This window comes from Streptomyces sp. NPDC014864 (assembly GCF_043081525.1).
GTDB lineage: Bacteria > Actinomycetota > Actinomycetes > Streptomycetales > Streptomycetaceae > Streptomyces.
Genome location: NZ_JBIBWT010000012.1, coordinates 1 through 21,785, shown reverse-complemented (window position 1 = coordinate 21,785; position 21,785 = coordinate 1). Strand labels below are relative to the sequence as shown.

19 protein-coding genes are annotated in these 21,785 nt (G+C 71.3%); 7 read left to right on the top strand and 12 right to left on the bottom strand.

Annotated features, from left to right (window positions below; genetic code table 11):
• Positions 1 to 98 precede the first annotated feature (98 nt).
• The gene (locus ACF1A5_RS21875; RefSeq protein ID WP_356192853.1) at positions 99 to 710 is read right to left on the bottom strand and encodes a heme-copper oxidase subunit III; all 612 of its coding nucleotides are present in this window, start codon (positions 708 to 710) and stop codon (positions 99 to 101) included.
• 202 nt (positions 711 to 912) lie between these two features.
• Here ACF1A5_RS21875 and ACF1A5_RS21870 point away from each other — a divergent pair, with 202 nt between their 5' ends.
• Positions 913 to 1,314, top strand: a complete 402-nt coding sequence (locus tag ACF1A5_RS21870; RefSeq protein WP_392194522.1) for a hypothetical protein — start codon at positions 913 to 915, stop codon at positions 1,312 to 1,314.
• 119 nt (positions 1,315 to 1,433) lie between these two features.
• Here the strand turns inward: ACF1A5_RS21870 and ACF1A5_RS21865 are convergent, their stop codons facing one another.
• The 4 genes from ACF1A5_RS21865 to coxB all read right to left on the bottom strand — a co-directional run bounded on the left by ACF1A5_RS21865 (position 1,434) and on the right by coxB (position 5,995).
• Positions 1,434 to 2,789, bottom strand: a complete 1,356-nt coding sequence (locus ACF1A5_RS21865; RefSeq protein WP_392194521.1) for an Ig-like domain-containing protein — start codon at positions 2,787 to 2,789, stop codon at positions 1,434 to 1,436.
• A 130-nt stretch (positions 2,790 to 2,919) separates the two neighbouring features.
• Positions 2,920 to 3,318 (bottom strand): cytochrome c oxidase subunit 4, encoded by a 399-nt coding sequence (locus ACF1A5_RS21860; RefSeq protein WP_392194520.1) that lies wholly within the window; start codon positions 3,316 to 3,318, stop codon positions 2,920 to 2,922.
• Positions 3,315 to 5,039, bottom strand: coding sequence for a cytochrome c oxidase subunit I (gene ctaD / locus ACF1A5_RS21855; protein ID WP_392194519.1), 1,725 nt, complete (start codon positions 5,037 to 5,039; stop codon positions 3,315 to 3,317). The genes ACF1A5_RS21860 and ctaD overlap by 4 nt, the downstream gene beginning before the upstream one ends.
• A complete protein-coding gene (gene coxB, locus ACF1A5_RS21850; RefSeq protein ID WP_392194518.1) occupies positions 5,036 to 5,995 on the bottom strand; it encodes a cytochrome c oxidase subunit II in 960 nt (319 codons plus the stop codon). Before coxB ends, ctaD begins: the two co-directional genes overlap by 4 nt.
• Positions 5,996 to 6,290: 295 nt before the next feature.
• On the opposite strand from coxB, the gene ACF1A5_RS21845 reads away from it, so the two are divergent.
• Positions 6,291 to 7,673: a cysteine desulfurase/sulfurtransferase TusA family protein gene (locus ACF1A5_RS21845; RefSeq protein ID WP_392194517.1), complete on the top strand. Its 1,383-nt coding sequence runs from the start codon at positions 6,291 to 6,293 to the stop codon at positions 7,671 to 7,673.
• 13 nt (positions 7,674 to 7,686) lie between these two features.
• Here ACF1A5_RS21845 and ACF1A5_RS21840 read toward each other — a convergent pair whose 3' ends face one another.
• Positions 7,687 to 8,661 (bottom strand): carbohydrate kinase family protein, encoded by a 975-nt coding sequence (locus ACF1A5_RS21840; protein WP_392194516.1) that lies wholly within the window; start codon positions 8,659 to 8,661, stop codon positions 7,687 to 7,689.
• A 134-nt stretch (positions 8,662 to 8,795) separates the two neighbouring features.
• Between ACF1A5_RS21840 and ACF1A5_RS21835 the strand changes: the two genes are divergently transcribed.
• Positions 8,796 to 9,008: a hypothetical protein gene (locus ACF1A5_RS21835; RefSeq protein WP_392194515.1), complete on the top strand. Its 213-nt coding sequence runs from the start codon at positions 8,796 to 8,798 to the stop codon at positions 9,006 to 9,008.
• Positions 9,009 to 9,276: 268 nt separating this feature from the next.
• The gene (locus ACF1A5_RS21830) at positions 9,277 to 11,175 is read left to right on the top strand and encodes a hypothetical protein (protein WP_392194514.1); all 1,899 of its coding nucleotides are present in this window, start codon (positions 9,277 to 9,279) and stop codon (positions 11,173 to 11,175) included.
• A 97-nt stretch (positions 11,176 to 11,272) separates the two neighbouring features.
• Here ACF1A5_RS21830 and erpA read toward each other — a convergent pair whose 3' ends face one another.
• Positions 11,273 to 11,629, bottom strand: coding sequence for an iron-sulfur cluster insertion protein ErpA (gene erpA, locus ACF1A5_RS21825; RefSeq protein WP_100572291.1), 357 nt, complete (start codon positions 11,627 to 11,629; stop codon positions 11,273 to 11,275).
• A 253-nt stretch (positions 11,630 to 11,882) separates the two neighbouring features.
• On the opposite strand from erpA, the gene nadA reads away from it, so the two are divergent.
• Positions 11,883 to 13,067 carry a quinolinate synthase NadA gene (nadA, locus tag ACF1A5_RS21820; RefSeq protein WP_392194513.1) on the top strand — a complete coding sequence of 395 codons (1,185 nt, stop codon included), beginning with the start codon at positions 11,883 to 11,885 and terminating at the stop codon, positions 13,065 to 13,067.
• A 95-nt stretch (positions 13,068 to 13,162) separates the two neighbouring features.
• Here the strand turns inward: nadA and ACF1A5_RS21815 are convergent, their stop codons facing one another.
• From ACF1A5_RS21815 to ACF1A5_RS21795, 5 genes are all read right to left on the bottom strand, one after another.
• The gene (locus ACF1A5_RS21815; protein ID WP_392194512.1) at positions 13,163 to 16,270 is read right to left on the bottom strand and encodes an efflux RND transporter permease subunit; all 3,108 of its coding nucleotides are present in this window, start codon (positions 16,268 to 16,270) and stop codon (positions 13,163 to 13,165) included.
• Between the two features lie 279 nt (positions 16,271 to 16,549).
• Entirely contained in the window at positions 16,550 to 17,230 is a 681-nt protein-coding gene (locus ACF1A5_RS21810) for a response regulator (protein WP_392194511.1), read from the bottom strand.
• On the bottom strand, positions 17,227 to 18,447 hold the full coding sequence (locus tag ACF1A5_RS21805; protein ID WP_392194510.1) for a sensor histidine kinase: 1,221 nt from the start codon (positions 18,445 to 18,447) through the stop codon (positions 17,227 to 17,229). Before ACF1A5_RS21805 ends, ACF1A5_RS21810 begins: the two co-directional genes overlap by 4 nt.
• A gap of 179 nt (positions 18,448 to 18,626) precedes the next feature.
• A complete protein-coding gene (locus ACF1A5_RS21800) occupies positions 18,627 to 18,905 on the bottom strand; it encodes a hypothetical protein (protein ID WP_392194509.1) in 279 nt (92 codons plus the stop codon).
• Positions 18,906 to 19,010: 105 nt separating this feature from the next.
• A complete protein-coding gene (locus ACF1A5_RS21795; protein ID WP_356193273.1) occupies positions 19,011 to 19,802 on the bottom strand; it encodes a PspA/IM30 family protein in 792 nt (263 codons plus the stop codon).
• A gap of 286 nt (positions 19,803 to 20,088) precedes the next feature.
• On the opposite strand from ACF1A5_RS21795, the gene ACF1A5_RS21790 reads away from it, so the two are divergent.
• Complete coding sequence (locus ACF1A5_RS21790; protein WP_392194508.1) at positions 20,089 to 20,688, top strand: DUF3043 domain-containing protein; 600 nt, start codon at positions 20,089 to 20,091, stop codon at positions 20,686 to 20,688.
• An 83-nt stretch (positions 20,689 to 20,771) separates the two neighbouring features.
• Positions 20,772 to 21,473, top strand: a complete 702-nt coding sequence (locus tag ACF1A5_RS21785; RefSeq protein WP_392194704.1) for a class I SAM-dependent methyltransferase — start codon at positions 20,772 to 20,774, stop codon at positions 21,471 to 21,473.
• Positions 21,474 to 21,785: the final 312 nt, after the last annotated feature.

Sequence of the window (21,785 nt, the reverse complement as noted above, 5' to 3'; positions counted from 1 at the left end):
GCGTCGATGCTTCTGGGACTTGGATCGGTTCGTCGCGGGTGCTCGGTCGCCGGCCTCCCCGTTCGGGTGACACCGACACCGCCGCGGACGGCGGCCGATTACCGGATCAGGTAGATCGTGGCGAAGAGGCCGATCCAGACGACATCGACGAAGTGCCAGTAGTAGGACACGACGATCGCGGCGGTCGCCTGCTCATGGGTGAACCTCCGGGCCGCGTAGGTACGGCCGAGGACAAGCAGGAAGGCGATGAGACCGCCTGTCACGTGCATGCCGTGGAAGCCGGTGGTCAGGTAGAACACGGAGCCGTACGGGTCGGAGGACAGCGAGAGGCCGTCCTTCTTGACCAGTTCCGTGTACTCGAAGATCTGACCGCCGATGAAGATCGCACCCATGATGAAGGTGACGATGAACCAGCCCCGGAGCTTCTTCACGTCACCCCGCTCGGCCGCGAACACGCCGAGCTGACAGGTCAGCGAGGAGAGCACCAGGATCGTGGTGTTGGTCGCCGAGAACGGAAGGTTGAGATGGGACGCCATCTCCTTCCAGTGCGTCGGACCCGTCACCGATCGCAGGGTGAAGTACATCGCGAAGAGGGCCGCGAAGAACATCAGCTCGGAACTCAGCCAGATGATGGTTCCGACACTGGTGAGGTTCGGCCGATTGACCGACGGGTGCGCGTGCCCGGTTTCTACTGTCGTTGCTGTCGCCACGCCGACATTATGTCGCTCGCTTATCCCGCCCTCACTCCGGGGGGTGCCGTTCGGAGTGTCCATGGGGTGTGTCCAGCCCGTATGGCCCATCGAAGCGGCGTTCCAGCCGCTGTCGACCACGAGTTGAAGGGAGTAGCATCCGCGCCATCGGTACCCGGAAGTTCCCGACCAAGGCTGTGTCTCTGAGAGGCGTGGAGGAACCATGCAGGCGACCGCGACGGTGCTGGTGTACAGCGACGACGCCAACACCCGTGAGCAGGTGCGGCTGGCGACCGGACGCCGGCCGGCTCCGGACGCCCCCGTCGTGGAGTTCGTGGAGTGCGCGACGCCGGACGCGGTGCTGCGGGAGCTGGACCGGGGCGGCATCGACGTGTGCGTCCTGGACGGCGAGGCCGTGCCCATGGGCGGCATGGGCATGTGCCGGCAGATCAAGGACGAGGTCTTCCAGTGCCCGCCCGTGCTCCTGCTGATCGGCCGGCCCCAGGACGCCTGGCTGGCCACGTGGAGCCGGGCGGACGCGGCGGTGACGCTGCCGGTGGAGCCGGTGGAGTTCGCCTCCTCCCTGGCCTCCCTCCTGCGGGACCGCACGGCGCTGAGCGCCTAGCGCCGCGCGCCCGGACCGATCCCGTCCTCCGGGCTCCCGGCCACGGGGGACGGGGCGTACGGCGGGCGGGGCGTACGGCGGACGTCGACGTACGGCCGGCTCCTGCGCTCCGGTGGGCCTCACAGGCCCTGCGGGCTCAGTCGTGCCTGCTCGGTCCGGGGCCGGTCGGCCTTGCCCCCGGTGGTGAGCGCGCTGCCCTGCAGCCACTTGGTCCAGGACACGTTCCAGTCGCCGAAGCCGTTGCCGAAGGGCTCCATCATGTGGCCCTTGGAGTTGACCACCTGGACGACGTCGCCCTCGTGGACGGTGTCGAAGAACCACGCGGCGTTGCGGTCGCTCATGCCGGTGCAGCCGTGGCTGACGTTGGCCAGGCCCTGTGCGTCGACCGACCAGGGGGCGGCGTGCACGTACTCGCCGCTCCAGGTCACCCGGGTCGCGTAGTAGACGTCCAGGTCGTACGCGTCCGAGGAGTTCGCGGCGATGCCGACGGTCGAGCTCTTCATCCGGACGAGGTACTGCTTGGCCAGGATGACCTTGACGCCGTTGCGGGTGTCGAAGCCGGGCTTTCCGGTGGTGACGGGAAGCTGCTTGATCATCTGGTCGTTCTGGTACACCGACATGGTGTGGGCCGCGGCGTCCGTCACCGCGACGATGCGGTCACCGGTGGTGATCCGCAGCGGCTTGGCGGTGCCGCCCCACAGCCGGTCGCTGATCTTGATGTTCTCCAGGTTGCTGTGCACCCGGATCTGCGCGTGGGCGGGCCAGTACTCCTTGGGCCGGTAGTGCAGGTGCGTGTCGTCCACCCAGTACCAGGCGCCCTGCGCGCTGGGCATGGAGTCGACCCGGAGGGCGCTCTCCACGACGGCACGCTGGGCCCTGTCCCGGATCGGCTGGTCGAGCTCGGCCGTGATGGGCTGACCGACGCCATAGGTGCCCGCCTGCGGCCCGAACTTCACGTTGACGCGCTTCTGGGTCCTGGGCTTGCTGGTGTCCACGCTGAGGACCTTGCGGCCGGGTGAGCCGTCGTCGTCCTCCGTGCTCACCCTCAGCGTGTAGTGGGCGCCGGCGGCCAGCGGTGAGGTGCTGTGCCAGCGGGTGCCGTCGGCGGAGAGTTCGCCGGACACGTGGCGGCCGGCGGTGTCGACGGCCGTGACGTCCGTGATGCGCCCGTCCGAGCCGTCGACCGTGACCTCCAGGGGCTTGTCCGGGTCGGCCTTCTTGCCGGTCTCGGTGGGGCCGTTGAAGGTGATCTGGTCCGCCGCGTCGTACGGGTCCGCGGCCAGCGGGTTGCCGTCCGCGCCGCAGGCGGTGGCGCCCGCACCGAGGGCGGCCACCAGCAGCGCGCTGCCGACGACGCCACGGGTGCGCAGGCGGGCCGATGGAGAGGAGGCGGATGCGCCGGGGCCCGAAGGGCCGAGCACGGTCGCCTCCTCGGCACCGGCTCCCGCGCCGCGAATAAACCCATTGGTGCTCATGGCCTCACGCTAGGGAGCCGGGGCGCCATCGGCGCGGTGGGCCACCCGTCCGAGGGAGCGTCGCTGCGCCGAAAGCAGGAGCCCGGACCCTCCTGACGGAGTGTCCGGGCTCCCGGTGCTCGGTGCTGTGCTACTGGGTGCGGTTCTCACCGCGGTAGTACTCGAAGACCCAGCCCCACAGGCCGATCAGAATCACCGGCAGCGAGACGTACAGCAGCCACCAGCCCACCGCGACGGCGAGGAAGGCGAGCGCGCCGCCGATGCCGAGCGCGAGCGGCTGCCAGCTGTGCGGGCTGAAGAAGCCCAGCTCGCCGGCGTCGTCCGCGACATCGGCCTCCTTGTTGTCCTGGGCGCCCACGTCGACCCGCCGGGCGGTGAAGCCCAGGTAGAAGCCGATCATGATGCTCAGGCCGAAGGCCAGGAAGAGCGCCGTCGTACCGGCCGGCTCCTTCGACCACATACCGTAGGCGATCGCCACGATGAGGAAGAAGACGCTCAGCCACATGAAGAGCTTGCCCTGGATCTTCACTTGCCGGCCTCCTTGCTGCCGACGAGGGCCTCGTTGCCGTGGCCGGCGTTCTCGAGGTGGTCGAGCGCTGCGATCTCGGGGTGGTGCAGGTCGAACGCCGGGGATTCGCTGCGGATCCGCGGCAGGGTGAGGAAGTTGTGCCGCGGCGGCGGGCAGGAGGTCGCCCACTCCAGCGAGCGGCCGTAGCCCCACGGGTCGTCGACCTCGATCTTCTTGCCGTACTTGGCGGTCTTCCACACGTTGTAGAAGAACGGCAGGAGCGACAGGCCGAGCACGAAGGAGAAGATCGTCGAGATGGTGTTCAGCGCGGTGAAGCCGTCGGCCGCCAGGTAGTCGGCGTACCGGCGGGGCATGCCCTCGACGCCCAGCCAGTGCTGGATCAGGAAGGTGCCGTGGAAGCCGACGAACAGCATCCAGAAGGTCATCTTGCCCAGGCGCTCGTCGAGCATCTTGCCGGTGAACTTCGGCCACCAGAAGTGGAAGCCGGAGAACATCGCGAAGACGACGGTGCCGAAGACGACGTAGTGGAAGTGCGCCACCACGAAGTACGAGTCCGAGATGTGGAAGTCCATCGGCGGCGAGGCCAGGATGACACCGGTCAGACCACCGAAGGTGAAGGTGATCAGGAAGCCCGTCGCCCACAGCATCGGGGTCTCGAAGGAGAGCGAGCCCTTCCACATGGTGCCGATCCAGTTGAAGAACTTCACACCGGTCGGGACCGCGATCAGGAAGGTCATGAACGAGAAGAACGGCAGCAGCACACCGCCGGTGACGTACATGTGGTGCGCCCACACCGTCACCGACAGGCCCGCGATGGCGATCGTCGCGCCGACCAGGCCCATGTAGCCGAACATCGGCTTGCGGGAGAAGACCGGGATGACCTCGCTGATGATGCCGAAGAACGGCAGGGCGATGATGTACACCTCTGGGTGCCCGAAGAACCAGAAGAGGTGCTGCCACAGCAGGGCTCCACCGTTGGTGGCGTCGAAGACGTGGGCGCCGAACTTGCGGTCCGCCTCCAGCGCGAACAGCGCCGCCGCCAGCACCGGGAAGGCCAGCAGGACCAGCACCGCGGTCAGCAGCACGTTCCAGGTGAAGATCGGCATGCGGAACATCGTCATGCCCGGGGCGCGCATGCAGATGATCGTGGTGATGAAGTTGACCGAGCCGAGGATGGTGCCGAAACCGGAGAAGGCCAGACCCATGATCCACAGGTCGCCGCCGAGGCCGGGCGAGTGCACCGCGTCGGACAGCGGGGCGTAGGCGAACCAGCCGAAGTCGGCCGCGCCCTGCGGGGTGAGGAAGCCGCCGACCGCGACCAGCGAGCCGAACAGGTACAGCCAGTAGGCGAACATGTTCAGCCGCGGGAAGGCGACGTCGGGGGCGCCGATCTGGAGCGGCATGATCCAGTTGGTGAAGCCGGCGAACAGCGGCGTCGCGAACATCAGCAGCATGATCGTGCCGTGCATCGTGAACGCCTGGTTGAACTGCTCGTTCGACATGATCTGCAGGCCCGGGCGGGCCAGCTCGGCGCGCATGAGCAGCGCCATGACGCCACCGATGCAGAAGAACGCGAACGACGTGACCAGATACAGCGTTCCGATCGTCTTGTGGTCGGTGGTCGTCATCCACTTCACCACGACGTTACCGGGTTGCTTGCGCCGGACCGGCAGCTCGTTCTCGGCCGCCGCGGCACCCTGAGGTTCGTTGAGGATGCTCACAGGTTGTTCGTCTCCCGGTTCTTCTCGTGGCTCGTCTGCGCGATGCCGGCGGGAACGTAACCGGTCTGCCCCTTCTTCACGAGGTCCTTGAGGTGCTGCTCGTAGCGCTCCGGGGAGACGACCTTCACGTTGAACAGCATCCGGGAGTGGTCCTGGCCGCAGAGCTCGGCGCACTTGCCCCGGAAGGTGCCCTCCATGGTGGGGGTCACCTGGAAGGAGTTGGTGTGGCCGGGGATGACGTCCTGCTTCATCAGGAACGGCAGCACCCAGAACGAGTGGATGACGTCCCGCGAGGTGAGGACGAAGCGGACCGTCTTGCCCTTCGGCAGCCACAGGGTCGGACCCGGGTTGCCGTTCTGCGGGTTCCGCTCGCCCGGCACGCCGACCTCGTACACGCCGCCGGCGTTGGCCGGGAAGTCGTTCTTGAACCGGTCCGGGATGGCGGACAGGTTCGGGTCGGTCTTGGCGTTGCCGGAGGAACCGGGAACGGGCTCGATGTAGTTGAAGCCCCAGCTCCACTGGTAGCCGACGACGTTGACCGTGACGTCCGGCTTCTTGGAGAGGTCGAGAAGCTTCGACTCGTCACGGGCCGTGAAGTAGAAGAGGACCGAGACGATGATGAGCGGAACGACCGTGTACAGCGCCTCGATGGGCATGTTGTACCGGGTCTGCGGAGGAACCTCGACCTTGGTGCGGCTGCGCCGGTGGAACATGGCGCTCCACAGGATCAGGCCCCACACCAGCACGCCGACGGCGAGCGCGGCAGCCCAGGAGCCCTGCCACAGGGAGAGGATCCGCGGAGCCTCTTCCGTGGCCGGGGTGGGCATACCAAGGCGGGGGAAGTCCTTGTATGTGCAACCGGTTGCGGTCGCCAGGACCAGGCCCGCGGTCAGTGCCTGCAGCAGCTTCCGCCGCATCGGGCGCCGCGGCGAGCGGTCGGAGCCGTTGGGACTCACGTAGCGCCTTCCCGAGAGTCTCGCCCGCGCTGTTCGGCTGCGGCCTTCTCGCTGGTCGGTCGCCGCCCTGCGTCGGGCAGGGGTTTGATGTTTATGCGGACCAAACCCTACTGGACGCCATCCGGCGGGTCGCGGGGAGGGTGCCATACGCGCCGCGGGTCACCCCGAAGGGGTGGGACGACCGGGCGGCGGACCGTGAATTGACGGAGTTCGAGAGCCTTTTGGCCCCGGCGGAACCGCCTGCGGGCACGGTCCCGCGCCCCGCTCGCGCCCGCGCGGGACGTAGCGTTGGCGTGTGGCTTACTTCGACGCTGCTTCCGCCGCTCCGCTCCATCCCGTCGCCCGTCAGGCGCTCGAGGCCTCCCTCGACGAGGGGTGGGCCGATCCGGCGCGGCTGTACCGGGAGGGCAGGCGGGCGCGGCTGCTGCTGGACGCGGCGCGGGAGGCGACCGCCGAGGCGGTGGGCTGCCGGCCCGACGAGCTGACCTTCACCCCGTCCGGCACCCGCGCGGTGCACACCGGTGTCGCGGGCGCGCTGGCCGGGCGGCGCCGCGCCGGGCGCCACCTGATCGTGTCAGCGGTCGAACACTCCTCGGTCCTCCATTCGGCCGAGGCGCACGAGGCGGACGGCGGCACCGTCACCCGGGTCCCGGTGAACCGCGCGGGCGCGGTGGCCGTGGGGGCGTACCAGGCGGCGGTACGCCCGGACACCGCGCTGGCCTGCCTGCAGTCGGCCAACCACGAGGTGGGCACCGAGCAGCCGGTGGCCGAGGTGGCCGAGGTCTGCCGGGCCGCGGGGGTCCCGCTGCTGGTGGACGCGGCGCAGTCGCTGGGCTGGGGCCGGGTGGCGGGCGACTGGTCGCTGCTGGCGGCGAGCGCACACAAGTGGGGCGGACCGTCGGGGGTCGGGCTCCTGGTCGTACGCAAGGGCGTGCGGTTCGCGCCCCGGGGGCCGGCGGACGAGCGGGAGTCGGGCCGGGCCGCCGGGTTCGAGAACATCCCCGCGATCGTGGCCGCGGCGGCGTCGCTGCGGGCGGTGCGGTCGGAGGCGGCCGCGGAGGCCGTACGGCTGCGGGAACTGACGGAGCGGATCCGGGCGCGGGTGCCGCGTCTGGTGCCGGACGTGGAGGTGGTGGGCGACCCGGTGCGCCGGCTGCCGGGCGTCGTCACCTTCTCCTGTCTCTATGTCGACGGGGAGACACTGCTGCACGAGCTGGACCGTGCGGGCTTCTCGGTCTCCTCCGGCTCCTCCTGTACGAGCAGCACCCTGACGCCGAGCCATGTCCTGCGGGCGATGGGTGTGCTGAGCGAGGGCAACGTACGGGTGTCGCTGCCGCCGGGGACCCCGGAGGAGGACGTGGAGCGGTTCCTGTCGGTGCTGCCCGGCACGGTCGCCGGGGTCCGGGAGCAGCTGGGGGCGCCGGTGGCGGCGCCGGCGGCCGGGCCGGGCGGCGACGCGCTCGTCGTCGACGCCCTCGGCCGGCGCTGCCCGATCCCGGTGATCGAGCTCGCGAAGGTCTTCGGGGACGTCCCGGTGGGCGGCACGGTCCGCGTCCTCGCGGACGACGAGGCGGCCCGCCTCGACATCCCGGCGTGGTGCGAGATGCGGGGGCAGGAGTACGTCGGTGAGGAGCCGGCGGACCGGGGCTCGGCCTACGTGGTCCGCCGGGTCTCCTAGAACGTGCGGTAGGTCAGGCGAGGTGGGCGCGGACCTCGCGGGCCGCGTCGTCGCCGTACGCCTTGGTGAAGCGCTCCATGAAGTGGGCGCGGCGCAGCTGGTACTCCTGGGTGCCGACGGTCTCGATGACCAGCGTGGCGAGCATGCAGCCGACCTGGGCGGCGCGCTCCAGGGAGACGCCCCAGGCCAGACCGGAGAGGAACCCGGCACGGAAGGCGTCGCCGACGCCCGTGGGGTCGGCCTTGCGCTCCTCGTCCGGGCAGCCGACCTCGATCGGGTCCCGGCCGGCGCCCTCGATGCGCACGCCCCGGGCGCCGAGGGTGGTCACCCGGTGGCCGACGCGGGAGAGGATCTCGGCGTCGCTCCAGCCGGTCTTCGACTCGATGAGCCCCTTCTCGTACTCGTTGGAGAAGAGGTAGGTCGCCCCGTCCAGCAGTATCCGGATCTCCTCCCCGTCCATGCGGGCGATCTGCTGGGAGAAGTCGGCGGCGAACGGGATCGACCGCGAGCGGCACTCCTCGGTGTGCCGGAGCATCGCCTCGGGGTCGTCGGCGCCGATCAGCACCAGGTCCAGGCCGGCGACGCGATCGGCGACGGTCTTGAGCTCGATGAGGCGGGCCTCGCTCATCGCGCCGGTGTAGAACGAGCCGATCTGGTTGTGGTCGGCGTCCGTGGTGCACACGAAGCGGGCGGTGTGCAGCGTCTCGGAGATGCGGACCGAGTCGGTGTCGACGCCGTGCCGCTCCAGCCAGGCGCGGTACTCGCCGAAGTCGGGGCCCGCGGCGCCGACCAGGACGGGCCGCGTGCCGAGCTGCCCCATGCCGAAGGCGATGTTGGCGCCGACCCCGCCGCGCCGCACGTCCAGCTGGTCGACCAGGAAGGAGAGCGAGACCGTGTGCAGCTGGTCCGCGACGAACTGGTCGGCGAAACGGCCGGGGAAGGTCATGAGGTGGTCGGTGGCGATGGAGCCGGTGACTGCGATGCGCACGGCGTGGACTCTCCTGGTTGGGAGAAGGCGGGTTGACACTTCACGCTACCCGTTCACCGAGGGGCGTTGAAGCAGGCAAAAATACCCGATAGTAGATCTTTCTTCGTGCGCCTCGACGTGCTTACGGTTTCGGCATGACGAACCTCAAGGTGCACCCTCACCCCGGACCGGCCGACCTGGAGGGCGATCTGGCGTCGCTGCGCGGGGACTGCGTACGGATGGTCCCCCACTGGGCGGCCCCCGGACCGGATGTCGCGCGGCCGGTGCCGCCGTCCCGTATCCACGGGGTGGACGTTCCGGCCTCCTCGGCCCGGCTGCTGGACGCGATGTCGGACTACGGGGACTGATCACCAGAGCTGATACCCGGGACTGAACGCCCAGGACCGATTCCGGAGACCGATCCCGGAGGCACCACTCCGGTGAAACGAGCCCGCCGCGCCCGCCCGGGCCGGGCCCCGCGCCCGGGCGGCGCGTTCCGGGAACCGTGCGCTCCCCCGCTGCGTCCCATCGCTGTCCCCCGTCTGGGGGATGCGGGATACGACCCGCCGACCGGTCAGTTTTGACAGGGCCGGGTCAGGGTCACAGGGACAGTTGTGCAGCCGAAGGAGCGATGCGGTGAACACCGAGCGACCCGACCACGACGACGCGGCCGCGGGTACCGCCGACGGAGCCTCGCGGGAGAAGGCGGCTCCGAAGTCCGGGGGCGGGGCCGGGAACGCCGATGTGACCGGTGCCGAGGCCCGGGAGCCCCGCGCACCCGAGGCCGGAGCGTCCGAGGCACCCGAAGCCGACGCGTCCGGAGCGTCCGAGGCGTCCGAAGCCGAGGCCCCAACGTCCGCGAGCGCGGAGAAGGCCCCGGAGGCCGAGCAGCCCCAGCAGCCCGCGAAGACCGAACAGGCCGAACAGGCCGAACAGGCCGAACAGGCCGAACAGGCCGAACAGGCCGAACAGGCCGAACAGGCCGAACAGGCCGACGTCGGGCTCGACGTGGGCGGCCCCGGGGCCCCCAGGAATGCGGGGCCCGAGGACGAGAGGGCGGGCCGGGGCGGCCGGGGGCGCTCGCCGTTGGCGGCCGCCGCAGTCGCGGCCGCGGTGCTGCTGGTGGGCGGCGGGGGTGCGTATCTGGCCACGAGCGTGTCCGGCGGCTCGGGCGGTCCCACGGACGCGGCGGCCTCCGGCGGCCACGGCACTCCCCCGCCGCTGATGCTCGACGGCTACTCCCCCGCGGGCGCCGGCCGCGGTGGCGGCGCGGACGGCGACGGCGGGACGAACGGCATCGCGCCCGGCGAGCCCAATCCGTACGGCGCGTCCTACCGCCCGGCGGGCGCCCTGCCCGACGGCCCGGGCTCGGCGCCGGTGTACCGGCCGCGGGGCGAGGTCACACGGGACGAGGTGGCCCGGCTGGCCCGGGCGCTCGGCGTCGACGGGACGCCGGTCGCGGACGCCCAGGCCTGGACGGCGGGCAGCGGCAAGGACGGTTCCGGCCCGATGCTGCGGGTGACCCGGCAGGCGCCGGGGACCTGGACGTTCAGCCGGTACGCGCCGGGCACCGACAACTGCAAGGGCGTGCTGTGCACGCACGACCCCGCGGCCCCGGCCGTCCACCCGGTGAGCGCGGCGGACGCCGAGAAGGCGGCGGCGCCGGTGCTCAAGGCCCTGGGGCAGGACGACGCGAAGGTGGACGCAGGGCAGATCATGGGCGCCCAGCGGGTCGTCAACGCCGATCCGGCGGTCGGCGGACTGCCCACCTACGGCTGGACGACCGGCCTGACCGTCGGCCCGCGGGGTGAGGTGGTCGGGGGCAGCGGGCAGATGAAGGCGCCGGTGAAGGGGGACACGTACCCCGTGCTGAGCGCGCGGAAGACGCTGGAGCTGATGAACGCGGCCCCCCGGACCGACCACCGCATGGGCATCGGGGGCTGCGCGAGCCCGGAGCCGCTGAAGGACCGTCTGGAGGCGCCGTGCGGGGCGTCCACCACGGCCCAGGACGTGCTCACCGTCGACAAGGCCGTCTTCGGTCTGGCCTCGCACTACTCCGGCGGGCGGCAGACCCTGGTGCCGTCCTGGCTGTTCCAGGTGCGCGGGCCGGCCGGGCAGGACGGCTTCACGGTGACGTATCCGGCGGTCGACCCCAAGTACCTGGCCCCGTCGTCGGCCACGCCGTCCGGGCAGCCCACCCCGCCGCCGAGCGGGTCCGGCGACGCCCCGAAGACCCACGACGTCAAGGTGACCGGGTACGGCACCGAGGGCGACGACCTGACCGTCACCTTCGAGGGCGGGGTCTGCTCCGACTACAAGGCGTCGGCACGGGAGAGTTCCGGCGAGGTGACCGTGACGGTGACCGAGACCCGGCGGCCGGGCAAGGTCTGCATCATGATCGCCAAGATCCAGCACCGGACCGTGCACCTGGGCCGGCCGCTCGACGGCCGGCAGGTGGTCGGCTCGGACGGCCGGGAGATCCCGCGGGAGAAGCCGGGCGCGCGGCTGCCGCGGTCCTCGTCGCAGGCGCGCTAGCGGCGGGCGCCGGACTGGGCGTCACGGACGCGTGAAGGCGGCGGCCCCCCTGGACAGGGGGGCCGCCGCCTTCATGTCGTTCGCGTGGCCCGCCGGCTCAGCTGAAGGAGTCGCCGCAGGCGCAGGAGCCCGTCGCGTTCGGGTTGTCGATCGTGAAGCCCTGCTTCTCGATCGTGTCCACGAAGTCGATGGTGGCACCGCCCAGGTACGGGGCGCTCATCCGGTCGGTGACGACCTTGACGCCGTCGAAGTCCTTCTCCACGTCGCCGTCGAGGGAGCGCTCGTCGAAGAAGAGCTGGTAGCGCAGGCCGGAGCAGCCGCCGGGCTGGACGGCGACGCGCAGGGCGAGGTCGTCCCGGCCTTCCTGGTCGAGCAGGGCCTTGACCTTCGACGCGGCGGCGTCGGTCAGGATGATGCCGTCGGTGACGGTGGTGGTCTCGTCCGATACGGACATCTACATCTCTCCCGGGTTGTACGGAGACTGCTTGCCGACGAGTGCAACCGGCAGGGCCGCGGATTCATTCCGGGCCGAGCGCGTGGTTTCTCTCTTCTGCATGCTCGTCATCTTCATGCTCGCACATGCGCCGTGGAGCCAACAGCGACCACCGGGATTCCCGTCACATCGACGCTATGGCCATCGTCAAAGTGACGTGAAGCGGTTATGATAAATAGCGTCAGTTCGACGAAAAGTAGAAAGGGTGCGTGTCGTGACCACCGCCCAAGCCCAGGAGCTCGACGTACAGCCGACGCCCCTCGCCCTGCTGCTCCTCGGCCGTGAGGCCGACCCGAAGAGCGAGCGCGGTGTCGAGTGTCCCGGCGACCTGCCCTCCCCGTCCGACCCGGACCTGGTGGAACGCGCCCGCGCCGCCAAGGAGAAGCTCGGCGACAAGGTCTTCGTGCTCGGCCACCACTACCAGCGCGACGAGGTCATCCAGTTCGCCGACGTCACGGGCGACTCCTTCAAGCTGGCGCGGGACGCGGCGGCGCGCCCGGAGGCCGAGTACATCGTCTTCTGCGGTGTGCACTTCATGGCGGAGTCCGCGGACATCCTGACGTCCGGCGACCAGAAGGTCGTCCTGCCGGACCTGGCGGCGGGGTGCTCCATGGCCGACATGGCGACCGCCGAGCAGGTCGCCGAGTGCTGGGACGTGCTGACCGAGGCCGGCGTAGCCGAGCAGGTCGTGCCGGTGTCGTACATGAACTCCTCCGCCGACATCAAGGCGTTCACCGGCCGGCACGGCGGCACGATCTGCACCTCCTCCAACGCGCGGCGGGCCCTGGAGTGGGCCTTCCAGCAGGGCGAGAAGGTGCTGTTCCTGCCCGACCAGCACCTGGGCCGCAACACCGCGGTGCGGGACATGGGCATGTCCCTGGACGACTGCGTCGTCTACAACCCGCACAAGCCGAACGGCGGGCTGACGACGCAGGAGCTGCGCGCCGCGAAGATGATCCTGTGGCGGGGTCACTGCTCGGTGCACGGCCGCTTCAGCCTGGACTCGGTCAACGACGTACGCGAGCGCGTCCCGGGCGTCAACGTCCTGGTCCACCCCGAGTGCCGGCACGAGGTCGTGGCGGCGGCGGACCACGTCGGCTCGACCGAGCACATCATCAAGACGCTGGAGGCCGCCCCGGCCGGCTCCAAGTGGGCCATCGGCACGGAGCTGAACCTCGTACGGCGGCTGGCGAACCGTTTCGCGCCCGAGGGCAAGGAGGTCGTCTTCCTCGACCGCACGGTGTGCTTCTGCTCGACCATGAACCGCATCGACCTGCCCCACCTGGTCTGGGCCCTGGAGTCCCTGGCCGAGGGCAACCTGGTCAACCGCATCCAGGTGGACGAGGAGACCGAGGCGTTCGCCAAGCTGGCGCTGGAGCGGATGCTGGCCCTTCCGTAGTCCGTACGGTCCTCGAGGGAGGCCGGAGTCTCACGGCGAAGGCCCCCGCACACCGGTCGGTGCGCGGGGGCCTTCGTCCGCCGCGGAGGGAGCGGCTACACCGTCACCGGCTCCCGGGGCTCCTCCGCCCTCGCCTCCCGCCTTGCCGCGCGCTTCTTCGCGCGGCGCTCCTTGCGAAGCTCCAGCATCGCGTAGAGCGTCGGGACCAGGAGCAGGGTCAGCAGGGTGGAGGTGACCAGGCCGCCGATCACCACGACCGCCAGGGGCTGGGCGATGAAGCCGCCCTCGCCGGTGACGCCCAGGGCCATCGGGAGCAGGGCGAAGATCGTCGCCAGGGCGGTCATCAGGATCGGGCGCAGCCGGTGGCGGCCGCCCTCGATCACGGCCTCGACCACGCCGTACCCCTGCGCGCGGTACTGGTTGATCAAGTCGATCAACACGATCGCGTTCGTCACCACGATGCCGATGAGCATCAACATGCCGATCATCGCGGGGACGCCCATCGGCGTGCCGGTGGCGATCAGCAGGCCGAGCGCGCCGGTCGCGGCGAACGGGATGGACACCAGCAGGATCAGCGGCTGGGCCAGCGAGCGGAAGGTCGCGACCAGCAGCATGAAGACGATCGCGATGGCCGCGAGCATCGCCAGGCCGAGGTTCTTGAAGGCGTCGCTCTGGTCCTGCGTGACCCCGCCGATCTCCGCCGTGGCACCCGCCGGGAGCTTCAGCGCCTTGAGCTCGGACTGGAGGTCCGCGCTGACCGCGCCGGTGTTGTCGCCGACGGGCTTGGCGGTGACGGTCGCCGCGCGCCGACCGTCGATGCGGGTCATCGACACCGGGCCGTCGACCAGCTTCACGGTGGCGACGTCGCCCAGCTTCACCGGGCCCAGGCGCAGGTTCTTCAACTGGGCCAGCGTCTCGGCCGGCCTGGCCGAACGGACGACGACGTCGCGCTCGGTGTCGTCCAGGGTCGCCTTCGCCACGGTGGTGCCCTTGACCGCCTGGGCGACGGCGGTACCGAGCGTCTGCTCGGTGAAGCCCGCGGCGGCCGCCCTGCCGTTCGCTCGCACCGAGACGCGGGGCACGCTCCGCGACAGGTCGCTGGTGACGTCGGTGACGTCGTCCAGGCCGGAGACCGTCTCGCGCACCCGCTCCGCCGCCCGGCGCAGGACGTCCCCGTCGGCCGCCTTGACGACGACCTTGAGGTCCTGGTCGCCGAAGCCGTCGCCGGCGGCGACCGTGGTGGTGCCGATGCCGGACAGCCGGTGCAGGCCGTCCTCGATGTCCTCGCGGACGTCGTCGGCGGACGCCGAGTCCTCCAGCATCACCTGGTACGACGCCTGGTTGCTGTCCGTGCCACCGCCGAAGGCCGCCATGAAGCCGGACGAGCCGACCGTCACCTGGTAGTCCTTGACGCCCTTCACCCCGGCGAGCAGCTTCTCGACCCTCCTGGCCTGCGCGTCGGTGGCGGCCAGGCTGGTACCGGGCTTCAGCTCCTGCTTGACGGTGAGGACCTTCTGGTCGCCCTGGTCGAAGAAGTTGGTCTTCAGCAGCGGGGTCATGCCGAAGGTGCCGACCAGCACCACGACCGCGATCAGCACGCTGGTGAGGCGGCGGCGGGTGGCGAAGCGCAGGACGGGGACGTAGAACCGCTGCAGGCGGCTCCTCGCCTCCTTCTCCTCGGCGAGACGGCGGGCCTCCGCGGCCTCGGCGGGGGTCCCCTTCGGGGCACGCAGGAACCAGAACGACAGCACCGGTACGACGGTCAGCGACACCAGCAGCGAGGCCAGCAGCGCCGCGGTGACGGTGATGCTGAACGGGCCGAACAGCTCGCCGACCATGCCTCCGACCAGGCCGATCGGCAGGAACACGGCGACCGTGGTGAGCGTCGAGGAGGTGACCGCCCCGGCCACCTCGCGGACCGCGTTCAGGATGGCCTCGCGGCGCTCCTCGCCGTAGCCGAGGTGCCGCTTGATGTTCTCCAGGACCACGATCGAGTCGTCGACGACCCGGCCGACGGCGATGGTCAGGGCGCCCAGCGTCAGCATGTTGAGCGACAGGTCGCGGGTCCACAGCACGATCAGGGCCAGGACCACGGAGAGCGGGATGCTCACCGCCGTGACGAGGGTGGAGCGCACCGACGCCAGGAAGACCAGGATGATCAGGACCGCGAAGAGCAGGCCGAGCGCGCCCTCGGTGGTCAGGCCGTCGATGGACTTGGCCACCGCCGGCCCCTGGTCGCTGACGACGGTGATCCTCGCGCCGGAGCCGAGACTCGCGCGCAGGGCGGGCAGCTTGTCCTCGATCGCGTTCGAGATCGTGACCGCGCTGCCGTTGTGGTCCATGGTGACGGCGACGGCGAGGCTCGGCCTGCCGTCGGTGCGAGTGATCGAGTCGGCCTTGGCGGGCTCCTGCTTCACCCCGGCCACGTCGCCGAGGCGGACCGGCTTCTTCGCGGCCGCGCCCTCGCCGGTGACGCTCAGGTCCTCGATCTGCTTCAGCGAGGTGAGGCCGCCGCCGACCTGGACGGTGCGGTTGGCGCCGCCCTCGTCGAAGGAGCCCGCGGGGACGGTGGCACCGCCCGCCTGCAGGGCCTGGCCCAGGGCGGCGGGGGTGAGGCCCGCCCCGGCCAGCTTCGCGTCGTCGGGCGTGACGGTGATCTGGAGGTCCCGCACGCCGTTCACGGTGACCTGGCCGACGCCGGCGATGTTCTTCAGCTCCGGCACCACCGTCCGGTCCAGCCGGTCGGCGAGCGCCTGCTGGTCCTCGCCGGAGGTGACGGCGAGGACGACGGTCGGGATGTCGTCCGTGGAGCCCGCGACGACCTGCGGGTCCACGGCGTCCGGGAGCCGGACGCGGGCCCGGTTGACGGCCTGCTGGACGTCGGCGACGAGCTGCTCGGTGTCGTTGCCGTAGTCGAAGGAGGCCATGATCACGGCGTTGCCCTCGCTCGCCGTGGAGGTGACGCCCTTGATGCCGTCGACGGCCTTGAGGGTGTCCTCGACGGGCTCGACGACCTGCTTCTCGACCACGTCCGGGGACGCGCCCTGGTACGGCGCCAGAACGGACACCACGGGAAGTTCGATGCTGGGCAGCAGCTGCTGCTTGAGCTGGGGGATCGCGATCGCCCCGAAAACGAGCGCGATGATCGAGATCAACCCGATCAGGGCCCGTTGCGCGAGGCTGAACCTGGACAGCCAGGACATGGTCAGGGTCTCTCTTCGGTGAGCTGAAGGCGGCGGCACGGAGCCGGATGGGCACCCGCCTCTACACCTTCGGGCATCGACGGACGGTGATCCGTAGGCCCCTGGTCCATTTCCGTGCGGGCGCCCTACTCCGGCCGCAGTACGCCCGGGCGGAGGCCGCTCCACCCGTGGGCGTACGGTCCGGGCACCGTCCCGCTCCACCCCGGGCACCGTCCCGCTCCACCCCGGGGACCGGGCTCGGTCGCTCGGCACGCGGGCTCAGCCGTCCGGTGCGCGGGCTCACTCCGCCCGCGGCCGCACCAGCCCCGACTCGTAGGCGATGACCACCAGTTGGGCCCGGTCGCGGGCGCCCAGCTTGGCCATGGCCCGGTTGACGTGGGTCTTGACCGTCAGCGGGCTGACCTCCAGCCGCTCGGCGATCTCGTCGTTGGAGTGCCCGCCCGCGACCAGCACCAGCACCTCGCGCTCCCGCACGGTCAGTGCCTCCAGCCGGGCGGACCGGGCCGGGCGGCCGTCGTCCGCGGCGTCGCCCTGCGCGAGGAAGCGGGCGATCAGCCCCTTGGTGGCCGCCGGGGACAGCAGCGCCTCGCCGCCCGCCGCGACCCGGATGGCGGTGAGCAGTTCCTCTGGCTCGCTGCCCTTGCCGAGGAACCCGGAAGCGCCCGCGCGCAGCGAGCGCACCACGTAGTCGTCGACCTCGAAGGTGGTCAGGATGACCACGCGGACGTGCGCGAGGGCGGGGTCGGCGCTGATCAGCCGGGTGGCCGCGAGGCCGTCGGTGCCGGGCATCCGGATGTCCATCAGCACCACGTCGGCGCGCTGCTCCCTGGCGAGCCGTACCGCCTCGGCGCCGTCGGACGCCTCGCCGACCACCTCCATGTCGGGCTCGGAGTCGACGAGCACGCGGAAGGCGCTGCGCAGCAGCGTCTGGTCGTCGGCGAGCAGGACACGGATCGTCATACGGGTTCCCCCGGGGCGCGGCTGCGGGTCTTGACCGGCAGGATCGCATGGACCCGGAAGCCCCCTCCGTAGCGGGGACCGGTGGTGAGGGTGCCGCCGAGGGCGGTGACCCGCTCCCTCATGCCGAGCAGTCCGTGGCCGCCTCCGGGCAGCGGGCCGTCGTCGTCGCCGGTCCCGTCGTCCAGGACGGTGATCTCGGCGTTGGGTCCGACGCGTACGACGCTGACCTCGGCCCGCGCCCGGGTGCCGGCGTGCTTCTGGACGTTGGTGAGCGCCTCCTGGATGACGCGGTAGGCGGCCAGGTCGACGGCGGCGGGCAGGGTGGTGCCGTGGTCGGAGCGGGCGACCTCGACCAGGAGGCCGGCGTTGCGGAAGGTGGCGACGAGGTCGTCGAGGCGGTGCAGGCCGGGGGCGGGTTCGGTGGGGGCCTCGGGGTCGCCGGACTGTCTGAGCAGTCCGACGGTGGCGCGCAGTTCGTTCAGCGCGGAGCGACCGGCCTCCCGGACGTGGGCGAGGGCCTCCTTGGCCTGGTCGGGGCGCTTGTCCATGACATGGGCGGCGACGCCGGCCTGCACGTTCACCAGGGCGATGTGGTGGGCGACGACGTCGTGCAGGTCGCGGGCGATGCGCAGGCGTTCCTCGGCGACGCGGCGGCGGGCCTCCTCCTCGCGGGTGCGTTCGGCCCGCTCGGCGCGCTCCCTGATCGCGTGCACGAAGGCGCGGCGGCTGCGGACGGCGTCGCCGCCGGCGGCGGCCATGCCGGTCCAGGCGAAGAGGGCGAGGTTCTCCTGGGCGTACCAGGGCAGGGGGCCGGCGAGCATCGCGGCGCCGGTCAGCACGGACATGGTGAGCAGGCCGAGGCGCCAGGTGGTGGGGCGGTCGGTGGCCGCGGCGACGGTGTACAGCGCGACCACGGCGGACATCGCGACGGGGGCGCGGGGGTCGCCGGTGAGGCACTCGACGAGGGAGACGGTGCCGGTGACGGCGAGCACCGTCCGCGGGGCGCGGCGGCGGAAGACGAGCGCGGCGGCGCCGACGGTCATCAGGAGCAGGCTCAGCAGGTCCGGCCTGCGCACGCCCCAGCTGACGCCGTTCTCGCCGTTCGGGCCGGCGAAGGAGCCGACCACCATGCACACCAGCACGCCCGCGGCCAGCGCCGCGTCCAGTGCCAGGGGGTGCGCCTTCAGCCGGCATCTGGCGCGGTCGAGTGTGCTCACGGGGGTCAACGGTAAGGGCAGCCCGGCGCACCGGGAACCGCGGCCGGGAACGCGACGGACGCGCACCGGGGGCGCGCCCGCGCCGAGCCGGGCGCACGCCGGGGCACGGCCGCCGCGAGGGGGGCGACGGCGGCGCGGTCGCGGCGAGCGGCGAGGGCGAGGAGCTTCGCGGACGCCGCTCAGCCCGGGATCAGGCCGTCGTCGCTCAGGAGGTCCCGGACCTCCTCCAGGGTGGCGTCGGGGGAGGGCAGGATGAGCTCGGACGGCTCCAGGGAGTCGTCCGGCAAGGGCTCGCCCAGCTCACGGACGGTGGACAGCAGGGCCTGGAGGGTGCGGCGGAAGCCGGGGCCGTCGCCCTTCTCCATCTCGGCCAGGAGTTCGTCGTCCAGTTCGTTCAGGCCGGCGAGGTGGCTCTCGGCCAGCCTCACCTGCCCCTCCCCCATGATCCGTACGATCATGTCGCCCTCCTCGGCGTGGGCCCCGGCTGTCGATGACGTGACGTGCTGCCCAGTGACGTACTGGCTGGTGACGTACTACCCCGTGACGTACCGCTGGTCGCAGACCTACTGCTTGTCGAAGCGGGGAGTGTCCTGCGGCTGCTGCTGGTTCTGCCCCTGACCGGTGCCGCCCTCGATGGCCTGCTGGGGCGTGCCTCCGGCCAGCTCCGCCTTCATGCGCTGGAGCTCCAGCTCCACGTCCGAACCACCGGAGAGCCGGTCCAGCTCGGCCTGGATGTCGTCCTTGGCCATGCCGGACTGGTCGTCCAGGGCGCCGGAGGCCAGCAGTTCGTCGATCGCGCCGGCGCGGGCCTGGAGCTGCGCCGTCTTGTCCTCGGCGCGCTGGATCGCGAGGCCGACGTCGCCCATCTCCTCGGAGATGCCGGAGAACGCCTCACCGATCCGGGTCTGCGCCTGGGCCGCGGTGTAGGTCGCCTTGATGGTCTCCTTCTTCGTACGGAAGGCGTCCACCTTGGCCTGGAGCCGCTGGGCCGCCAGGGTGAGCTTCTCCTCCTCGCCCTGGAGCGTCGCGTGCTGGGTCTCCAGGTCCGTCACCTGCTGCTGGAGCGCGGCACGGCGGGACAGCGCCTCGCGGGCCAGGTCCTCCCGGCCGAGCGCGAGCGCCTTGCGGCCCTGGTCCTCCAGCTTGGAGGACTGCTGCTGCAGCTGGTTCAGCTGGAGTTCGAGCCGCTTGCGGGAGGTCGCCACGTCCGCGACGCCGCGGCGCACCTTCTGCAGCAGCTCCAGCTGCTTCTGGTACGAGTAGTCGAGGGTCTCGCGCGGGTCCTCGGCCCGGTCAAGGGCCTTGTTCGCCTTCGCGCGGAAGATCATCCCCATACGCTTCATGACACCGCTCATGGGCTTCGCGCGCCCCCTTCTGACGGACTCCGGCTCACAGATCCTGCGACAGAACCCACAGTACGGGCCCTGCCTCCATTACCGCACTGTCCGGGGACGGATGCGGTCATCCCCGAGGACGACTCCGTACGCTCCCTCTCCGGCGCGGGGAGTAGGTGATCCCCGGGTGCCGGCGACGGGCCGTGTGCGCGACGTCCGCTCTGTCCCCCTAGAGACGTCCGGTGTTGCCGGATCGTTCCCCGCCGGAGTGGGGCCCGTGCGGGGGAAGCCCGTACCCTTGGGTTTTGTGTTCCGTAGCCGTGCCAAGGAAGAGAAGACCCCGGCCGCCGACAAGGCCCCGGTGAACTTCTCCAAGCAGCCCCGTGACCCGCAGGCCCCGAAGGGCCGGCCCACGCCCAAGAGGAGTGAGGCCCAGGCCCAGCGCCGCAGCGTGGCCCAGACGCCGACGAATCGCAAGGACGCCGCCAAGCGGCAGCGCGAGGAGCGCCGTGCCGCGCTGGACCGTCAGCGCCAGGCGCTGGCGGGGGGCGACGAGCGGTACCTCCCGGCCCGGGACAAGGGACCGGTGCGCAGGTTCGCGCGCGACTTCGTCGACTCGCGATTCAACATCGCGGAGTTCTTCCTCCCCATGGCCGTGGTCATCCTGGTGCTGAGCATGGTGCGGGTGGCTTCTCTGCAGAACATCGCGCTGCTGCTGTGGCTCGTGGTGATCGTCCTGATCGTGCTGGACTCGATCCTCAGCGCCGTCCGGCTGAGGAAGCGGCTCGCCGAGCGCTTCCCGGACCAGAACAAGCGGGGCGCGGTCGCCTACGCCCTGATGCGCTCGCTGCAGATGCGCCGGCTCCGGCTGCCGAAGCCGCAGGTCAAGCGCGGGGAACGGCCCTGAGCGCGACCGCTTTCACCGGGGGAGCCGCCGACGCGTGGCTGAACAAGCTGGGCGGACTGCGCGACATGGTGCGGCAGGAGCTGGTGGCCCGGCAGCTCGACGAGCAGGTGGCCGGGCGGTTCCCGGTCGGGCGGCGGCTGCGGGTGCTCGACGTGGGCATGGGCCAGGGCACGCAGGCGCTGCGGCTGGCGCGCGCCGGGCACCAGGTGACGGGGCTCGAACGGGACCGGACGATGATCTCCGTGGTCCGGGAGGCCCTGGCCGCCGAGCCGGAGGGCATCCGGGCGCGGATGCGGATCGTCGAGGGCGACGGCCAGGACACCGGGGTGCACTTCCTGCCCGGGAGCTTCGACGTCGTGCTGTGCCACGGCGTACTGATGTACGTCGAGGAGCCGGACCCGCTGCTGGCGGGGCTGGCGCGGATGCTCGCGCCGGGCGGGCTGCTGTCGCTGCTGGTGCGCAACGGGGACGCGCTGGCGCTGCGCCCCGGGCTGTCCGGTGACTGGGCGGGAGCGCTGGGCGCGTTCGACACGACGGCGTACCGCAACCGGCTGGGGCTCGACGTGCGCGCGGACCGGCTGGCCGACCTGACGGCGACGCTCGCCGGGATCGGGGCACCGCTGCGCGCCTGGTACGGGGTGCGGGTCTTCACGGACACGGCGGCGGACGGCACCGAACCCCCGGCCGACCCGACGGCGCTGCTGGCCGCCGAGGAACGCGCGGGGCGGACCGATCCGTACCGCGGCGTCGCGGCCCTGCTGCACCTGTGCGGCGTCCGCGGCTGAGCACGTGCCGTGCCCGCGGGACCTCACGGGCGGTGAGAGGGGACCTCACGGGCAGTGAGACGGGACCTCACGGGCAGTGAGAAGGGGGGCGGCCCATGGTGGCCGCCCCCCTTTTCCCGCGCGACGTCTAGTAGTGCTTCGTTAGGTTCTGCTTCTGCTTCTGCGGCTGTTTCTGGGAAGGGTCCGGCCGCAGGTGGTGCAGGTGCCGGTCCAGCAGCTCAGCAGGTCCTGGAGTGCGTCGAGGACCTGGTAGAGGGTCAGGCCGGCGTCCGGGCTTTTGGGTCGAGCCGCCTGAGGGTGAGGAATGCCTGG

What these genes read in the sequence shown, in the direction of transcription:
- ACF1A5_RS21800 (WP_392194509.1), bottom strand. Translation starts at nt 18,905, where the DNA reads ATGATCGTACGGATCATGGGGGAGGGGCAGGTGAGGCTGGCCGAGAGC.
- ACF1A5_RS21865 (WP_392194521.1), bottom strand. Translation starts at nt 2,789, where the DNA reads ATGAGCACCAATGGGTTTATTCGCGGCGCGGGAGCCGGTGCCGAGGAG.
- ACF1A5_RS21815 (WP_392194512.1), bottom strand. Translation starts at nt 16,270, where the DNA reads ATGTCCTGGCTGTCCAGGTTCAGCCTCGCGCAACGGGCCCTGATCGGG.
- ACF1A5_RS21835 (WP_392194515.1), top strand. Translation starts at nt 8,796, where the DNA reads ATGACGAACCTCAAGGTGCACCCTCACCCCGGACCGGCCGACCTGGAG.
- ACF1A5_RS21870 (WP_392194522.1), top strand. Translation starts at nt 913, where the DNA reads ATGCAGGCGACCGCGACGGTGCTGGTGTACAGCGACGACGCCAACACC.
- ACF1A5_RS21810 (WP_392194511.1), bottom strand. Translation starts at nt 17,230, where the DNA reads ATGACGATCCGTGTCCTGCTCGCCGACGACCAGACGCTGCTGCGCAGC.
- ACF1A5_RS21795 (WP_356193273.1), bottom strand. Translation starts at nt 19,802, where the DNA reads ATGAGCGGTGTCATGAAGCGTATGGGGATGATCTTCCGCGCGAAGGCG.
- erpA (WP_100572291.1), bottom strand. Translation starts at nt 11,629, where the DNA reads ATGTCCGTATCGGACGAGACCACCACCGTCACCGACGGCATCATCCTG.